General features: G+C 43.6%; 14 protein-coding genes, 1 riboswitch and 1 other annotated feature. Of the genes, 4 read left to right on the forward strand and 10 right to left on the reverse strand.

What is annotated here, in order from left to right:
• Positions 1–3 precede the first annotated feature (3 nt).
• From D8854_RS06610 to D8854_RS06650, 9 genes are all read right to left on the reverse strand, one after another.
• Positions 4–570 (reverse strand): aminodeoxychorismate/anthranilate synthase component II, encoded by a 567-nt coding sequence (locus tag D8854_RS06610; protein ID WP_038804943.1) that lies wholly within the window; start codon positions 568–570, stop codon positions 4–6.
• Positions 567–1,928, reverse strand: a complete 1,362-nt coding sequence (gene trpE / locus D8854_RS06615; protein ID WP_038804942.1) for an anthranilate synthase component I — start codon at positions 1,926–1,928, stop codon at positions 567–569. The genes D8854_RS06610 and trpE overlap by 4 nt, the downstream gene beginning before the upstream one ends.
• A 71-nt stretch (positions 1,929–1,999) precedes the next feature.
• Positions 2,000–2,231, reverse strand: a binding site (T-box leader).
• Entirely contained in the window at positions 2,222–3,400 is a 1,179-nt protein-coding gene (gene trpB, locus D8854_RS06620) for a tryptophan synthase subunit beta (protein ID WP_009730495.1), read from the reverse strand. Its footprint overlaps the feature before it by 10 nt.
• A 332-nt stretch (positions 3,401–3,732) precedes the next feature.
• A complete protein-coding gene (locus tag D8854_RS06625) occupies positions 3,733–4,962 on the reverse strand; it encodes a DegT/DnrJ/EryC1/StrS family aminotransferase (protein ID WP_185768075.1) in 1,230 nt (409 codons plus the stop codon).
• A gap of 42 nt (positions 4,963–5,004) precedes the next feature.
• Entirely contained in the window at positions 5,005–5,697 is a 693-nt protein-coding gene (locus D8854_RS06630) for a sugar transferase (RefSeq protein WP_084949033.1), read from the reverse strand.
• Between the two features lie 104 nt (positions 5,698–5,801).
• Positions 5,802–7,544 (reverse strand): ABC transporter ATP-binding protein, encoded by a 1,743-nt coding sequence (locus tag D8854_RS06635; protein ID WP_125450276.1) that lies wholly within the window; start codon positions 7,542–7,544, stop codon positions 5,802–5,804.
• Entirely contained in the window at positions 7,534–9,279 is a 1,746-nt protein-coding gene (locus D8854_RS06640) for an ABC transporter ATP-binding protein (RefSeq protein WP_125450277.1), read from the reverse strand. The genes D8854_RS06635 and D8854_RS06640 overlap by 11 nt, the downstream gene beginning before the upstream one ends.
• A 54-nt stretch (positions 9,280–9,333) precedes the next feature.
• A complete protein-coding gene (locus tag D8854_RS06645) occupies positions 9,334–9,969 on the reverse strand; it encodes a DUF421 domain-containing protein (protein ID WP_000174452.1) in 636 nt (211 codons plus the stop codon).
• On the reverse strand, positions 9,966–10,421 hold the full coding sequence (locus tag D8854_RS06650) for a DUF3290 family protein (protein ID WP_000675329.1): 456 nt from the start codon (positions 10,419–10,421) through the stop codon (positions 9,966–9,968). Before D8854_RS06650 ends, D8854_RS06645 begins: the two co-directional genes overlap by 4 nt.
• A gap of 133 nt (positions 10,422–10,554) precedes the next feature.
• Here D8854_RS06650 and D8854_RS06655 point away from each other — a divergent pair, with 133 nt between their 5' ends.
• From D8854_RS06655 to D8854_RS06670, 4 genes are all read left to right on the forward strand, one after another.
• The gene (locus D8854_RS06655) at positions 10,555–11,382 is read left to right on the forward strand and encodes an exodeoxyribonuclease III (RefSeq protein WP_125450278.1); all 828 of its coding nucleotides are present in this window, start codon (positions 10,555–10,557) and stop codon (positions 11,380–11,382) included.
• An 11-nt stretch (positions 11,383–11,393) separates the two neighbouring features.
• Entirely contained in the window at positions 11,394–11,780 is a 387-nt protein-coding gene (locus D8854_RS06660; protein ID WP_125450279.1) for a bleomycin resistance protein, read from the forward strand.
• Between the two features lie 134 nt (positions 11,781–11,914).
• Positions 11,915–12,010: riboswitch (purine riboswitch) on the forward strand.
• 368 nt (positions 12,011–12,378) lie between these two features.
• Positions 12,379–12,960: a xanthine phosphoribosyltransferase gene (locus D8854_RS06665; RefSeq protein ID WP_125450280.1), complete on the forward strand. Its 582-nt coding sequence runs from the start codon at positions 12,379–12,381 to the stop codon at positions 12,958–12,960.
• Positions 12,960–14,222, forward strand: coding sequence for a nucleobase:cation symporter-2 family protein (locus tag D8854_RS06670; protein ID WP_125450281.1), 1,263 nt, complete (start codon positions 12,960–12,962; stop codon positions 14,220–14,222). Before D8854_RS06665 ends, D8854_RS06670 begins: the two co-directional genes overlap by 1 nt.
• 321 nt (positions 14,223–14,543) lie before the next feature.
• Here D8854_RS06670 and D8854_RS06675 read toward each other — a convergent pair whose 3' ends face one another.
• Positions 14,544–14,798: a DUF3165 family protein gene (locus D8854_RS06675; RefSeq protein ID WP_000262659.1), complete on the reverse strand. Its 255-nt coding sequence runs from the start codon at positions 14,796–14,798 to the stop codon at positions 14,544–14,546.
• Between the last annotated feature and the right edge of the window lie 13 nt (positions 14,799–14,811).

Consider the following 14,811-nt stretch of genomic DNA (forward strand, 5'->3'; position numbering starts at 1 on the left):
TCCTCACTTTACAACCTTCTCGATAAAATTTCGAATAGAAGACAAGCCATCTGGCGTTCCGATACTTTCTGGATGGTACTGGAAGCCATAAATCGGCAGGGTTTTGTGTTGAATTCCCATAATGGCCTGGTCATCAGTCGAACGAGCTGTCACTTCAAAGCCTTCTGGCATTTCTTCAATCAAAATGCTGTGATAGCGCATGACTGGACGACCATCCTCAATGCCTTGATAGAGAACAGATGGCGCTTCAAAGCTGATATGGCTCTGTTTCCCATGCATGACTTTTGGAGCCAAACCTAGCTTCCCACCAAAGACTTCTGCGATGGCTTGGTGACCCAAACAAATCCCTAGAATCGGCTTCTTGCCGGCAAAGTCACGAATCATGTCTTCCATCTTTCCAGCATCAACTGGCCAACCGGGACCAGGAGAAAAGACCAGACCATCTGCTTTTTCAGCTTCTTCATACAGCTTGGGATCATCATTTCTCAAGACCTGCACTTCTGCAAAACTCCCAATGTACTGGGCCAAGTTATAGGTAAAAGAATCATAGTTGTCAATCAATAAAATCATGGTCTTAGTTCTCCAATTCTAGTCATAGATTTAGCCTTGTTAATGGTTTCTTGATATTCGTTTTGAGCAATAGAGTCATAGACAATCCCTGCCCCAGCCTGAACATAGGCTTTTTGATTTTTGAGAATCATAGTTCGGATGGCGATGGCGAAGTCCATATCACCCGTCGCAGACAAGTAGCCGATTGCTCCTGCATATACGCCCCGTTTTTCCGTTTCCAGTTCATAGATGCGTCTCATGGCCCGAATCTTTGGTGCTCCTGAAACTGTCCCAGCTGGAAGTGTAGCTTTCAAAGCATCCATGGCAGTGAGTTCGGGAAGCAAACGCCCTTTCACCACGCTGGTCAAATGCATGACATAGCGGAAGAGCTCCACTTCCATATACTTGGTGACTTGGACACTGGCTGTTTCAGAGATGCGACCAATATCGTTACGCCCCAAGTCTACCAACATCCGATGCTCTGCTGTTTCCTTCTCATCAGAAAGCAGGTCTGTCGCCAAGGCCTTGTCCTCTTCATCCGCTGTGCCTCTTGGTCGCGTACCTGCAATCGGATTGGTTGTCACGATACCGTTTTTGACAGAAACCAAACTTTCAGGACTGGCACCGATGATTTGATAATCCCCAAAATCATAGAAATAGAGGTAATTAGATGGATTGGTCACTCGAAGATTCCTATAGAAATCAAATGGATTTCCAGTAACTTCTGCTGAGAAACGCTGACTGAGCACACATTGGAACATATCCCCGTTACGAATCAAGTCACGAGCTGTTTCGACCATTTGCTCAAACTTCTGAGGAGCGATATGCGGTTTGAAGTCGAGCGGAGATAAATCCAAATCTTCAAATTCATTTGGAGCAGGGATGCGTAATTCCACAAGCACTTGGTTCAAGGATTCTTTCAAGTCTTCTTGACTGCGCTCGCTATAGAGAGCATCCTCTATGACATGAATTTTTTCCTTCTTGTGGTCAAAGACCATATAGCTCTCATAGACAAAGAAATGCATGTCTGGCGTCCCAATGGTATCCTCAGGGATTTGTCCAATTTCTTCATAAAGAGAAATCATATCGTACCCCACAAAGCCAATAGCTCCCCCACCAAAAGGTAGGTCTGAATGGTGCTGGCTCTTATGAGTCACTTCATAAAGGAAATCCAAAGGATCCCGATCAATCACTTGACCATTTTGATAAAGGACTCCATTTTCAAACTGAATCTCAAAAACTGGATTATAGGCTAGGATAGAAAAACGAGCGGTTTCCTTGTCTCTCGGAATACTCTCTAAGATAACCTTGTGTTGCCCCTTTAGACGCATATAAGCCAATATTGGTGATAAGACATCTCCATGAATGATTCGTTCCATTGTAATTTCCCTTTCAGTTCTAATTCTAGTCCGTGGCGACTGTATGAAAAATCCCCACGCAAAATAACTTGCGTGAGGACGAAATTCGCGGTGCCACCTCAATTATAGGATTTCTCCTATCTCTCATTCCTGTCTTAGAAAGATTCTGTAACAGGCTGTGCGATAAAGGGCACTCCCTTGAGAATTATGTTTTCTTCTCTCGTTTCAGATGGACCCAACCTTACAGTTTTCTCTGCTTGTTTCCAGCAACCACAAGCTCTCTGGGAGAGAAAAGACTGTAATTTTTCCATCTCTTATTTTTTAGCTTCTAGGTAGTCTGCAATCGCAGCTACGTCCTTGTCTCCACGCCCAGAGACATTGATGATGATAATCTCATCTTTACTTAGTTTCGGTGCACGTTTAACTGCTTCTGCGATCGCGTGCGAACTTTCAATCGCTGGGATAATCCCTTCTGTCTTACTAAGAAGGAGCAAGGCTTGAACCGCTTCTTCATCTGTCGCTGCCACATATTCTACGCGGCCAGAATCTTTAAAGTAGGCGTGTTCTGGACCAACCCCTGGATAGTCCAAACCAGCTGAGATAGAGTAAACTGGCGCCAGCTCTCCATCTTCCTTAAAGACTGCATAAGTCTTCATACCGTCGACAATTCCGACACTACCTTTTGTCATAGTGGCTGCGTGCTTGTCTGTGTCAAGTCCGTGACCAGCGGCTTCTACCCCAATCAATTTGACTTCTTCATCAGCTACATACTGTGAAAAAGCACCGATGGCATTGGAACCACCACCTACACAGGCAATGACGTAGTCTGGTAAACGGCCTTCTTTTTCTAAGATTTGACGACGAGATTCTTCACTGATGACCTTTTGGAATTCATGAACAATTGTAGGATAAGGATGAGGACCTACAGCAGATCCCAAAACGTAGAAGGCTTCAAGATCATTCATCCATGCTCCAAAGGCTGCATCAACCGCGTCCTTGAGAGTTCGAGTTCCCGTTTCAACCGCGTGAACAGTTGCTCCCATCATCTCCATGCGGAAAACATTGAGGCGTTGACGTTCCACATCTTCTGCCCCCATGTAGACATCACAGGCCATACCAAACTTGGCTGCAGCCGCTGCTGTCGCAACACCGTGTTGACCAGCTCCTGTTTCCGCGATCACTCGTTTTTTGCCCATACGTTTGGCAAGAAGGATTTGCCCTAAAACGTTGTTAAGCTTGTGAGAACCCAGATGGTTCAGGTCTTCGCGCTTGAGATAAATCTTAGCGCCACCTAAGTGATCTGTCAAACTTTCCGCAAAATAAAGCGGTGTTTCGCGACCTGAATAATCCTTCAAGTAATGGCGAAATTCTGCCAAAAATTCTGGATCATCCTTGTATTTGTCAAATGTCACTTCCAACTCATCCAACAAAGCCTGAATCGGCTCCGGTACAAAACTACCACCAAATTGTCCAAAATATCCTTTAGTTGTCATAAAATTTTCCTCTTTCAGTATTAATTTAAAGATATGAAAAAAGCCCACACACAGAATCTACTTCCGTGTGAGGGCGTTGGTAACGCGGTGCCACCTCAATTATAAAGGGACTATCCCCCCTTACATCTCTGCCTTGTCTAACAACAAGTTGCACTGTAAGGTGTGCGCACCGAATTTTCATTGTTTCAAATTCATTTTTAAAATCAGCCCACTTTCACTACTTCCAACCACCTGTTCACAATCACCACAGGCTCCCTGAAGATCAAACATAGTTACTTTTCTGATTTATTGAGAATATTATATGTTATTGTTCTATCTTTGTCAAGATTTTTTTATGATTTTTTTCCAGAACCGAGGATTTCTTCGGAAATTCTCACCAAAGTCTTAACGATATAGTCGACTTCATCATCGCTTAATTTTGTATGAAGAGGGAGCGTAATTTCATTTTCAAAGAAGGCATAGGCTCTTGGATAATCTGCCATATCGAAGCCAAGATTCTTATAGGCTGTCAAGAGAGGAAGTGGTTTGTAATGTACGTTACTTGCAATTCCTGCTTTAGCCAATTCTTGGATGATGAGGTTGCGTTCTTCTAAGCTTGCTCCTTCTACATGGGTGATGTAGAGGTGACGACAAGATTCGACAGTATCAGTCTTGTGTGCCAATGGGTGAATACGAGTACCCGCAAAACCACGATCATAGCGGTCCACGATGTCCTTACGACGTTGCAACAAACCAGGGTAACGATCCAATTGTACCAAACCTATCGAAGCCATGATATCCGTCATGTTGCACTTGTAGGCCGGTGTTACGATATCGTACTCCCATGAACCCAATTGCATCTTAGCAAGAGCATCCTTAGTCTGACCATGAAGGGAAAGGATTTGGAATTCCTTGTACATCTCTTCGTCATCAATCGCTGGATTGGCCTTCCAAGTCGCACTTCCTCCCTCAGCCGTTGTAAAGTTTTTAACAGCATGGAATGAGAAGGAAGTAAAGTCAGCGATAGAGCCAGCGGGGTGTCCTTTATAAGTTGATCCCAAAGCATGGGCACTATCAGAGACAATCACAATACGGTTAAAGACCTTTTGCCACTTGCTTGAAGCAGTAAAGAGGTCGCGTTTCTTCTCCACAATTTGGAACAAACGGTCATAGTTGCAAACAATCCCTGCAAGGTCTACTGGGATGATCACCTTAGTCTTTTCAGTGATGGCTTGCTCAAGAAGGTCATAGTCCATCTCAAACGTATCTGCTTGAATATCCACCATGACAGGTGTCGCTCCTACGTGTGTGATGACACTACATGAAGCTGTATAGGTCATGGCTGGAACGATGACTTCATCACCAGGGCCCACTTCCAAAACACGCAAAATCAACTCAAGAGCGGCTGTCGCAGAGTTGAGGCAGACAGTCTTAGATGTCTGTGTGTATTGGGACAAGCGACGCTCCAGTTCTTTTGTCTTCGGACCTGTTGTGATCCAACCAGAACGAAGGGTATCCGCTACTTCAGCAATTTCAGCTTCGGTAATATCGGGTGGTGAAAATGGAATATTGTAATTTGGCATTGATTTGCTCCTTTTATCTGTACTCATTTTCTCATGACTACTTTATTTTAGTACCTCAAACACGGTTTGAAACATGATTTTGATGTCTCCAAGGAAACTAAACTCTCGGAGATAGGCGAGGTTATAGCGCATCTTTTCAGGAAGGACGTGTTCGACATAGGCCTGTTCAACTGACAGACCTTTCTCCGTCATTTGACTGATGATCGTATCCTCATCCTTGTAGTTGATGCTGGCTGGAGAGGTGATTCCTGCTGGCAAGAGCAAGGTCGCCATCATTTCAGGACTATACTGCTCCGTGTAGCGTGGCACCTCAGGTCGTGTCCCAACAAAGGACATCTCGCCTTTAAGGACATTGACTAGCTGAGGTAGTTCGTCCAAACGCACACGGCGAATGAAATTTCCCACTTTGGTAATACGGCTATCGTTAGCAGAAGTCACTAGGCTTCCTTTTTTATCCGCATCCGTCACCATAGTACGGAACTTCCAAATCTTGAACGGACGGTTGTACTGGGTCACGCGCTCTTGCTTGTAAATGACAGGTCCCTTGCTATCCAACTTGATCCAAATACTCAAGATGAGAAAGATTGGGGAAGTCAAAATCAGTAAAACCAAGGCCAGAACCCAATCCAGGTAACGCTTGAAAATCAGCGAACCCTTCCTTTTAGAGACAAGCTGGTAGTAAGACTCAACCTCGCTTGATTGCATTTCCACGGGCAAGTCTTCCCATTTCAGCATGCTGTTTCTCCTTTGTTTTTATTATACTATTTGTCAACATTTTTCATTATACCACAAAATGGAAAAGGCGGTGCAAGAAATCTGTAATTTAGAGGAATTCTTCTTTAGGTAAGAGCCCCTGCCTGCAAACTATACATCTTGTGATAGGTTCCTCCCAAGGCCAAGAGTTCCTCATGGGTTCCACTCTCAATGATGCGTCCCTTGTCCAAAACATAAATGCAGTTGGCGTCCTGGATGGTCGAAAGGCGGTGGGCGATGGCAATGGTCGTCCGCCCCTGTCTCATCTTAGCTAGGGAATCTTGAACCAAACTTTCTGTTTCAGAGTCAATATTGGCTGTCGCTTCATCCAAAATCAGGATTTTAGGCTGACTGGCGACTGTTCTAGCAAAGGCAAGAAGCTGGCGCTGGCCAGTAGAAAAGCTCGAACCACGCTCAGACACAGGTGCATCATAACCCAGAGGAAGGTCCTGAATAAAGGAATCTGCATCGACAAAGGCAGCCGCAGCCTGTACCTCTTCATCACTAAGATCTTGGTACATGGCGATATTGGACTTGATAGTCCCGTGATAGAGGAAGGGATCCTGCAAGACCAGACCGATGTTCTTTCTCAGCTCTTCCTGACTGTAGTCCCTAATATCTACACCATCTAAAAGAACTCGCCCTGACTGAAATTCATAAAAACGCATGAGGACATTGATAATCGAAGATTTCCCCGAACCTGTATGACCTACAAAGGCAATGGTTTCGCCCTTCTTAACTGAAAAGGAAATATCATCTAGGATCTGGTGTTTGCCATCATATGAGAAACAGACATGTTCAAAACGGATATTGCCTTCTTTGACTTTAGCTTGCCCATTCTCTTGAAGAGGCTCATAGGCCGTCTCATCAATCAAGGCAAAAACACGACCTGCAGACACCATGGAAGTTTGAAGGGTTGAAAAGTTTTGCGTCACCTCAATCAGGGGATCAAAGAGACGATTGATATACTGGATAAAGGCATACATAGTTCCAGCTGTTATCCCGATAGAAAGACCACGGTAACCAAAGTAGGCCATCAAAACGGTGTAGCCTAGGAGTTTCAGCAAACTCATGGCAGGTCTCAAAAAGAGGGCATCCAAGGCCACAGAACGGTTGGCATAGACCAAGTGTTCTTGGTTAATCTCATCAAATTCTGCTTGCAGGCGCTTCTCTTGATTAAAGGCCTGGATAATTCTGATTCCCTCGATATTCTCTGCCAGCTTACTATTGATATCAGACAAGAGACTTCTGGTTTTCTCGATGATTTTCACTGACTTTTTCCGATAGAGATTGACCAAAAGGAAAATCAAGGGGAGGAAGAGCAAGACTAAAGCTGTCAAACGAAAATCCAGCACCAACATGGTATACAGAGTTGTCAGAAAGATGAAAACTGCTGAAATAAAGCTGGATAAAATCCCCGAAAACATATCACTGATGGTCTCGGTATCATTTGTCAAACGAGAAACGATGGAACCAGCTGGCGTCTTGTCAAAATAAGACATGCCAAGCTTTTCCATATTGGCAAAGGCATCGCGACGAATATCCCTGACAATACTGTAGGACACCCGCGCAAAGAGAAGATTGCCAACATACTGAACCAGAGTTTGCAGGATATAAAGACCGTAGTAGGCCAGCAAAACGGTAACAGCAAGTTGATTGAGATTGCTGAGGTACTGGTCGATAAAGTGGGAAGCCACAAGGGGAATGACACTTTTAATGACCGTAGTCGCTAGGAGAAAACTGAGTGCTAAAAAGGTCAGGAGACCATAGGGCTTAAGATAGGACATCAAGCGCTTCAATACAGCCCATTGTTCTTTCTTATTCTGCATCTTCTTCTCCTTTCATTTCCAACTGTTGAGACTGGTAGGTTTGGGCATACCAGCCATCTAAAGCTAGCAGGTCTTCGTGCGTACCCCGTTCGATGATTTGACCATTTTGTAGAACTAAAATCAAATCCGCATGGACAACTGCACTGAGACGATGAGCCGTGATGATGGTTGTCTTGTCCTTACGCGTCTCCTTGAGATTGTCGATAATCGCATACTCTGTCTTAGCATCCACAGCTGACAAGGAATCATCTAAAATTAAGATATCAGGATCTAAAATCATAGCCCGACTCATAGCCAGACGTTGCTTTTGACCACCTGAGAGACTAACTCCCTTTTCACCGATCAGCGTATCAAATCCCTGAGGCATGGCTACAATATCTTGGTAAACTTGCGCTAGTTTAGTCGCTTCCTCGACCGCCGAAAGGGGCAAGTTAGGATTGCCAAAGCGGATATTGTCTAAGATTGAAGCCGCAAAGAGGAACTGGTCCTGCGGAACATAGCCCATAAGGCTACGAAGATCTGTCAGACGATAATTCCGAATATCATGACCATTTAGGTAAATAGCTCCCTTATCCACATCGTATTCTCGCAAGAGGAGCTTAATCAAGGACGTTTTCCCAGAGCCTGTCTGTCCGACCAAGCCTAGGGTTTGTCCTTTTTCTAAACTAAAGTGAATATCCGTCAGTGTCTCCTCATTTTCAAAGGCAAAGCTGTCAATAGCGTACTCCAAACGTCCATTTTCAATACCGTCCAGAGGAAACTCAGGGTCTTTTACAGGTGATTCCTGAGATAAAAGTTCCTCAATCCGTTGGTAAGAAACCTTGCCTCGCTGAGTGATATTAAAGAGGAAACCAATGGCCATAAGAGGCCAAACTAGCATATCCAAGTAGCTGATAAAGGTGACCAGATTCCCAACCGTGATTTGCCCTTTCTGAACCATCAAAGAGCCGACCAAGAGAGTTAAAACATAGGACGAACCAACAAACAAGAGAACCATGGGGTCAAAGAGACTATCGTATTTCATGGTTTGGAGATTCTTTTGGAAGGTCAATTCATTGACCGCTTGAAAGGACTTCAACTCATCCGCCTGATAACCGAAAGACTTGGTCACCTTGATACCTGATACCGACTCCTGTACCTTGTTATTGAGTTCAGAAAAGGCAGCTTGAGATTCGCCAAAGGCCTTGTGGGTCTTTCTCCCTAAACGACTGGTCGCATAAGCCATGAAAGGCAGGGGAAGAATGGCAACCAAGGTCATCTGCCAAGAAATGCTAAAAAGCATGGTCAGCAAGGTCACCAAAGCCGTGATAGAGGCATCCACCGCAGACATAACACCGCCACCTGCGAGACGAGTTAAAGCATTGATATCATTGGTTGCGTGTGCCATCAAATCCCCCGTCCGATAGGTCTGATAAAAGGCTGGCGACATTTTTGTGAAATGCTCAAACAAGCGAGATCGCATAATCTGCCCTAGATGGTAGGAAGTCCCAAGGATATACATGCGCCAAACATAGCGCAGATAGTACATCCCAAAGGCTGCCAGCAGTAGATAAAATAGAGTAAGAAGGAGGTCCTGCTGGGTTAATTTCTCCGATGTAATGGCGTCAATGACCCGTCCCATAACCATGGGGGGAATGAGATTAAGGACGGAAACCAAGACCAAGGCCACAATCCCGACTAGATAACGGCGCTTTTCTAACTTGAAAAACCACCAGAGTTTTTGAATAATGGACATAAAATCCCTTTCTGATTGCAAATGGAAACCTGAGGCAGAGACCTCAGGTTTTTCTTATTCATAGGTTACGACTGAGACGGCACCCTTGTCATACTCAGCGATAAAGATATTGGCCACATTGTCATGCCCTTGTTTGCTGAGATTATCAAGCAACCACTCTTCGCTACGGTCAATATATTCCAAAACATCGACTTGGATCACACCGTCAGTCACAACTGGATACTTAGGATTTTCATCTCCCATTTGGACCACGATGAGTTGGCCATTTTGCTCATGCACAGCTCGTTTGACCTGTTTCATCTGGAAAATTCCTTGGCTACGAAGTTTGAGAGCAACTTCTGCTGCAGACAAACCAACTGAACGACAGGCTTCTGGGTCAATCTGCCCATTTTTGATAAGGAGAGTTGGTTTTCCATCAATCAAGCGTTTGACAAAACGAACATTGTTATTGAGCCACTTGAGGGTCAAGACCAAAATCGTCCACATCATCAAAATCACTGCGTACTGCAGAATGCTGATTGAACTATTGTAAATCACCCCACCGATGATACCACCAAGAACATAGTTCTGAATTTGGTCTGTAGCAGAGTTAGGTGCTAGATTCCCCTTTCCTGTCACATTAATAACAAAAACAAGAGAGAAAAGACCCAAGGCCAGTTTGATTAAAATTTCCATATAATTGAGTGTCATTTGTTTACCTCCACCAATTCAATAGCGTCTGTTTGATGCAATTCTAATTTCTCTAAAAGATACTTGTCTGGTTGGCTCCCGTTCATGGCACGATAGAAATTTGAACCTACCTTGATAAGTGCTCCATCAGTGGCTGCAGAAGTATTGACATAAACTTCTGATTTATCCACTCCCAAGTCTTTGGAAACAACCTCTATGAAATGAAGGGAAGTTTGAAATTGGTTGTTAGAGGCTTGATTGGTCTGGTATTTTGAGATTGTTACCAAAAGCATGGCTACCAAGGTCAAGGCCAAAATCATGACCAATTCCCGAAACTTAGTCCCCTTTTTATCTCGATAGGCTTTAAAAGCAAAAAATCCTGTGATAGCTAGGAGAACAATTCCAAAGCCAATCATGATGCCATTTTGCTGACTGATTTGGCTAAGTACATAGTCATATGAGTAAAATTTCATTTATTTTCACTCCCTTTCATAAAATCATTCTTAATTATAAACGAAAGAGAGTGATTTTTCAAACCATACGTTGGGGAAATGGACCTTTTTTTGGTATAATAAAATCTATAATCTGAATGAAAAAGGTAACTTTATGAAACTCATCTCATGGAATATTGATTCCCTCAATGCTGCCCTAACTAGTGACTCAGCTCGTGCCAAATTGTCCCAAGAAGTCCTACAAACCTTGGTCGCTGAAAATGCTGATATCATCGCTATCCAAGAAACCAAGCTTTCTGCCAAGGGGCCTACAAAGAAACACTTGGAAATTTTAGAAGAACTCTTCTCAGGCTACGAAAATACGTGGCGCTCTTCCCAAGAACCTGCCCGGAAAGGCTATGCTGGTACTATGTTCCTTTATAAGAAAGAACTTACACCAACTATCAGCTTCCCAGAAATCGGTGCCCCTTCTACCATGGACTTGGAAGGCCGCATCATCACTCTAGAATTTGATGAATTTTTCGTAACGCAAGTTTACACACCAAATGCTGGTGATGGTCTCAAACGCTTGGAAGAACGCCAAGTCTGGGATGTCAAATATGCGGAGTACTTGGCTGAACTAGACAAAGAAAAACCAGTCCTTGCAACCGGTGACTACAACGTAGCCCACAATGAAATCGACCTTGCAAATCCTGCTAGCAACCGCCGTTCACCTGGATTTACCGACGAAGAACGTGCAGGATTTACCAACCTTTTAGCAACTGGATTTACAGACACCTTCCGTCATGTTCATGGCGATGTTCCAGAACGCTACACTTGGTGGGCACAACGCAGCAAAACTTCTAAAATCAACAATACAGGCTGGAGAATCGACTACTGGCTCACCAGCAACCGCATCGCTGACAAGGTGACCAAGTCTGATATGATTGACTCTGGTGCGCGCCAAGACCACACACCCATTGTCATGGAGATTGAGCTCTAAGGAGAAAGCTAATGGACTATCAAGCTGTCATTCCTGAATTTGTAGTATCTGACCTCGAAAAGTCACGCCACTTCTACTGCGACTTGCTGGGATTTTCTATCGAATACGAGCGTCCAGAGGAGAAATTTCTCTTCCTCTCGCTTGAAGACTGCCAACTTATGCTAGAAGAAGGCAGCACAGAAGAATTAGCCCAACTAACCTATCCTTTCGGGCGCGGTGTCAATATTTCTTTTGGCATTGAAGATGTCCCTCAGCTCCACCAAAAACTGCTGGAAGCTGACTATCCTATCCATCGTCCGCTGACCAAAAGAGAATTTCGAGTGGGAGATAGCTTTATTTACCCTCATGAATTTGCGATTTTGGATCCAGATGGCTATTTTTTAAGATTCAGCGAATAGAATATTCGAAACCTACAATACTGTATCTCGTTGTAGGTTTCTTTTTTTGTTCGTTTTTTTCATTAAAATACTAACAAAACATTTGATTTCTAAAGCTATTTAGTGTAAAATAATGACATTAACGCTATTGCGTTTGATAATAGTACCATTTTACTTGTTTATGTCGTGAATTGGCACGACGTTTCTACAAGGTGCCGGAACACCTAACAATGAGTATGTCAGCTGAAGGTATGGTGTTGGCCATGCCTATTTTGGGGACTTACTTAGGGGATTAAGTAGGTCCTTTTTTAGTATTTTGCTAAGGCTAGCCTTCAAGGTTAAATATAATATTTTTAATATTTCCCTTATTTAGTGCGGACGGGAGCAACTTCCTTCGGAATTTCATCCCTAATTTTTGAGCCAAAAGTCTCAAAAATCCCGTCATAGACAATAACAAGATTATTGTCTATGATACCACTACGGCGGGAAATATTTGATAAAACTCGCTTCGCTCGTACTAGTTTTATCATTTTATCAAATATATAGCACTAGCAAACGGGATCACTATAGAAACATTTAAACAAGCAAATGAAGCATCTTTTAGACTTTAGGAGGTCTTATGAAATTATTAGAAGAGCGCATCCTTGAGGATGGGCATATCTTGAGTGACAACATCCTCAAGGTGGATTCCTTTTTAACCCATCAAGTTGACTTTAGCTTGATGCGAGAGATTGGTAAGGTATTTGCGGAAAAATTCGCGTCTGCTGGCATTACCAAGGTCGTGACCATTGAAGCTTCAGGGATCGCCCCAGCTGTTTTTACAGCTGAAGCCTTAGATGTTCCCATGATTTTCGCAAAGAAAGCTAAAAACATCACCATGAACGAAGGCATCTTAACTGCTGAGGTTTACTCCTTTACCAAGCAGGTGACGAGCACGGTTTCCATCGCTGGGAAATTCCTCTCACCTGAGGACAAGGTCTTGATTATCGATGATTTCCTAGCAAATGGACAAGCTGCCAAAGGCTTGATCCAAATCATCGAACAGGCAGGAGCAAAAGTCGAAGCCATCGGTATTGTTATCGAAAAATCCTTCCAGGATGGTCGTGATTTGCTCGAGAAAGCTGGCTATCCAGTTCTATCACTCGCTCGTTTGGAACGTTTTGAAAACGGTCAGGTCGTATTTAAGGAGGCAGATCTCTAATGCAACAACAAGAAAAACACTCGCAAGCCGCGGTTCTAGGGCTTCAGCACCTTCTCGCAATGTACTCAGGTTCTATCCTAGTTCCTATTATGATTGCGACAGCTCTTGGCTATTCAGCTGAACAGTTGACCTACCTAATCTCCACAGATATCTTCATGTGTGGGGTAGCTACCTTCCTTCAACTCCAACTCAACAAACACTTTGGTGTTGGACTACCAGTCGTTCTCGGAGTTGCTTTCCAGTCAGTCGCTCCTTTGATTATGATTGGTCAGAGCCACGGTAGTGGGGCCATGTTTGGTGCCCTTATCGTATCAGGAATCTATGTGGTTCTGATTTCAGGTATTTTCTCAAAAGTGGCCAATCTCTTCCCATCTATCGTAACAGGATCTGTTATTACGACCATCGGACTAACCTTGATTCCTGTCGCTATCGGAAATATGGGAAATAACGTTCCAGAGCCAACTGGTCAGAGTCTCTTGCTTGCAGCTATCACTGTTCTGATTATCCTCTTGATCAACATCTTTACCAAAGGCTTTATCAAGTCGATTTCGATTTTGATTGGCTTGGTCGTTGGGACTGCTATTGCCGCTACCATGGGCTTAGTAGACTTCTCTCCAGTCTCTGCAGCTCCACTCGTTCACATTCCAACTCCATTTTACTTCGGCGCTCCAACTTTTGAAATCTCTTCTATCGTCATGATGTGTATCATCGCAACGGTTTCCATGGTGGAGTCGACTGGTGTTTACCTAGCCTTGTCAGATATTACCAATGACCCAATCGACAGCACGCGCCTTCGCAACGGTTACCGCGCAGAAGGTTTGGCCGTACTTCTCGGAGGAGTCTTTAACACCTTCCCTTACACAGGATTTTCACAAAACGTTGGTTTGGTTAAATTATCTGGTATCAAGACCCGTCTGCCAATCTATTATGCAGCTGGTTTCCTAGTCCTCCTTGGACTCCTACCTAAGTTTGGTGCCCTTGCCCAAATCATTCCAAGTCCTGTTCTTGGTGGTGCTATGCTAGTGATGTTTGGTTTTGTTTCCCTTCAAGGGATGCAAATCCTAGCCCGCGTTGATTTTGCTAACAATGAACACAACTTCCTTATCGCAGCTGTATCCATCGCTGCAGGTGTCGGACTCAACAATAGTAATCTCTTTGTCAGCATGCCAACAGCCTTCCAAATGTTCTTCTCAAACGGAATCGTCGTGGCAAGCCTCCTCGCCATTGTACTCAATGCCGTATTAAATCGGAAAAAGAAATAAAAAAAGAGGTACGAACCTCCAGATTGAAGAAAAGTTCATTTTGGACGATCTCTTCAATCTTTTTCTTTCGGTCCAAAATAAGACTACCCTTGAAAAAGTTGGAATAATAGCCCTTCTGAGAAAATATACGTTAAATCAGAAATTAAATTATTTCCAAAATAATTGTAAGAGTATCCACTTTCTAATAGGTCGCTCAAAAAGTTTTAAAAATCATAAAAACGCATAATATCAGGCATTCAAAAACCTTGATATTATGCGTTTTATCAGGGAAAAATTTGCTAGATTTTCTCCTCAAATTGAGTCATTACCCAGCCTCTTCTATTATCTTCTTTTACCCTTTTTTACAGGCATGAGCGTAATGTCTCTCAAGCTAAAGTAGGCTAGAGCCAGCATGGCGATTGTGACAAAGAATTCTGTCGGTAATTGGAAGATCTGCAAGATGGACAACATCAGCAAAATCAAGAGTGCAACAACTACAAAGACCAAGATAACGATGTTGACTGTTCCTTTAATGCTTTGTGGTGTCGCAAATACATAGAGTAGTAATAAGAGGATTCCTATGATTAAATAGACCATCTTTATCTCTTTC

Origin of the sequence: Streptococcus mitis, assembly GCF_003943905.1 — a bacterium.
Taxonomy (GTDB): domain Bacteria; phylum Bacillota; class Bacilli; order Lactobacillales; family Streptococcaceae; genus Streptococcus; species Streptococcus mitis_BC.

Bases quoted from the DNA above. Each gene is read 5' to 3' on its own strand.
- D8854_RS06610 (WP_038804943.1), bottom strand. From the start codon at position 570: ATGATTTTATTGATTGACAACTATGATTCTTTTACCTATAACTTGGCC.
- trpE (WP_038804942.1), bottom strand. From the start codon at position 1,928: ATGGAACGAATCATTCATGGAGATGTCTTATCACCAATATTGGCTTAT.
- trpB (WP_009730495.1), bottom strand. From the start codon at position 3,400: ATGACAACTAAAGGATATTTTGGACAATTTGGTGGTAGTTTTGTACCG.
- D8854_RS06625 (WP_185768075.1), bottom strand. From the start codon at position 4,962: ATGCCAAATTACAATATTCCATTTTCACCACCCGATATTACCGAAGCT.
- D8854_RS06630 (WP_084949033.1), bottom strand. From the start codon at position 5,697: ATGCTGAAATGGGAAGACTTGCCCGTGGAAATGCAATCAAGCGAGGTT.
- D8854_RS06635 (WP_125450276.1), bottom strand. From the start codon at position 7,544: ATGCAGAATAAGAAAGAACAATGGGCTGTATTGAAGCGCTTGATGTCC.
- D8854_RS06640 (WP_125450277.1), bottom strand. From the start codon at position 9,279: ATGTCCATTATTCAAAAACTCTGGTGGTTTTTCAAGTTAGAAAAGCGC.
- D8854_RS06645 (WP_000174452.1), bottom strand. From the start codon at position 9,969: ATGACACTCAATTATATGGAAATTTTAATCAAACTGGCCTTGGGTCTT.
- D8854_RS06650 (WP_000675329.1), bottom strand. From the start codon at position 10,421: ATGAAATTTTACTCATATGACTATGTACTTAGCCAAATCAGTCAGCAA.
- D8854_RS06655 (WP_125450278.1), top strand. From the start codon at position 10,555: ATGAAACTCATCTCATGGAATATTGATTCCCTCAATGCTGCCCTAACT.
- D8854_RS06660 (WP_125450279.1), top strand. From the start codon at position 11,394: ATGGACTATCAAGCTGTCATTCCTGAATTTGTAGTATCTGACCTCGAA.
- D8854_RS06665 (WP_125450280.1), top strand. From the start codon at position 12,379: ATGAAATTATTAGAAGAGCGCATCCTTGAGGATGGGCATATCTTGAGT.
- D8854_RS06670 (WP_125450281.1), top strand. From the start codon at position 12,960: ATGCAACAACAAGAAAAACACTCGCAAGCCGCGGTTCTAGGGCTTCAG.
- D8854_RS06675 (WP_000262659.1), bottom strand. From the start codon at position 14,798: ATGGTCTATTTAATCATAGGAATCCTCTTATTACTACTCTATGTATTT.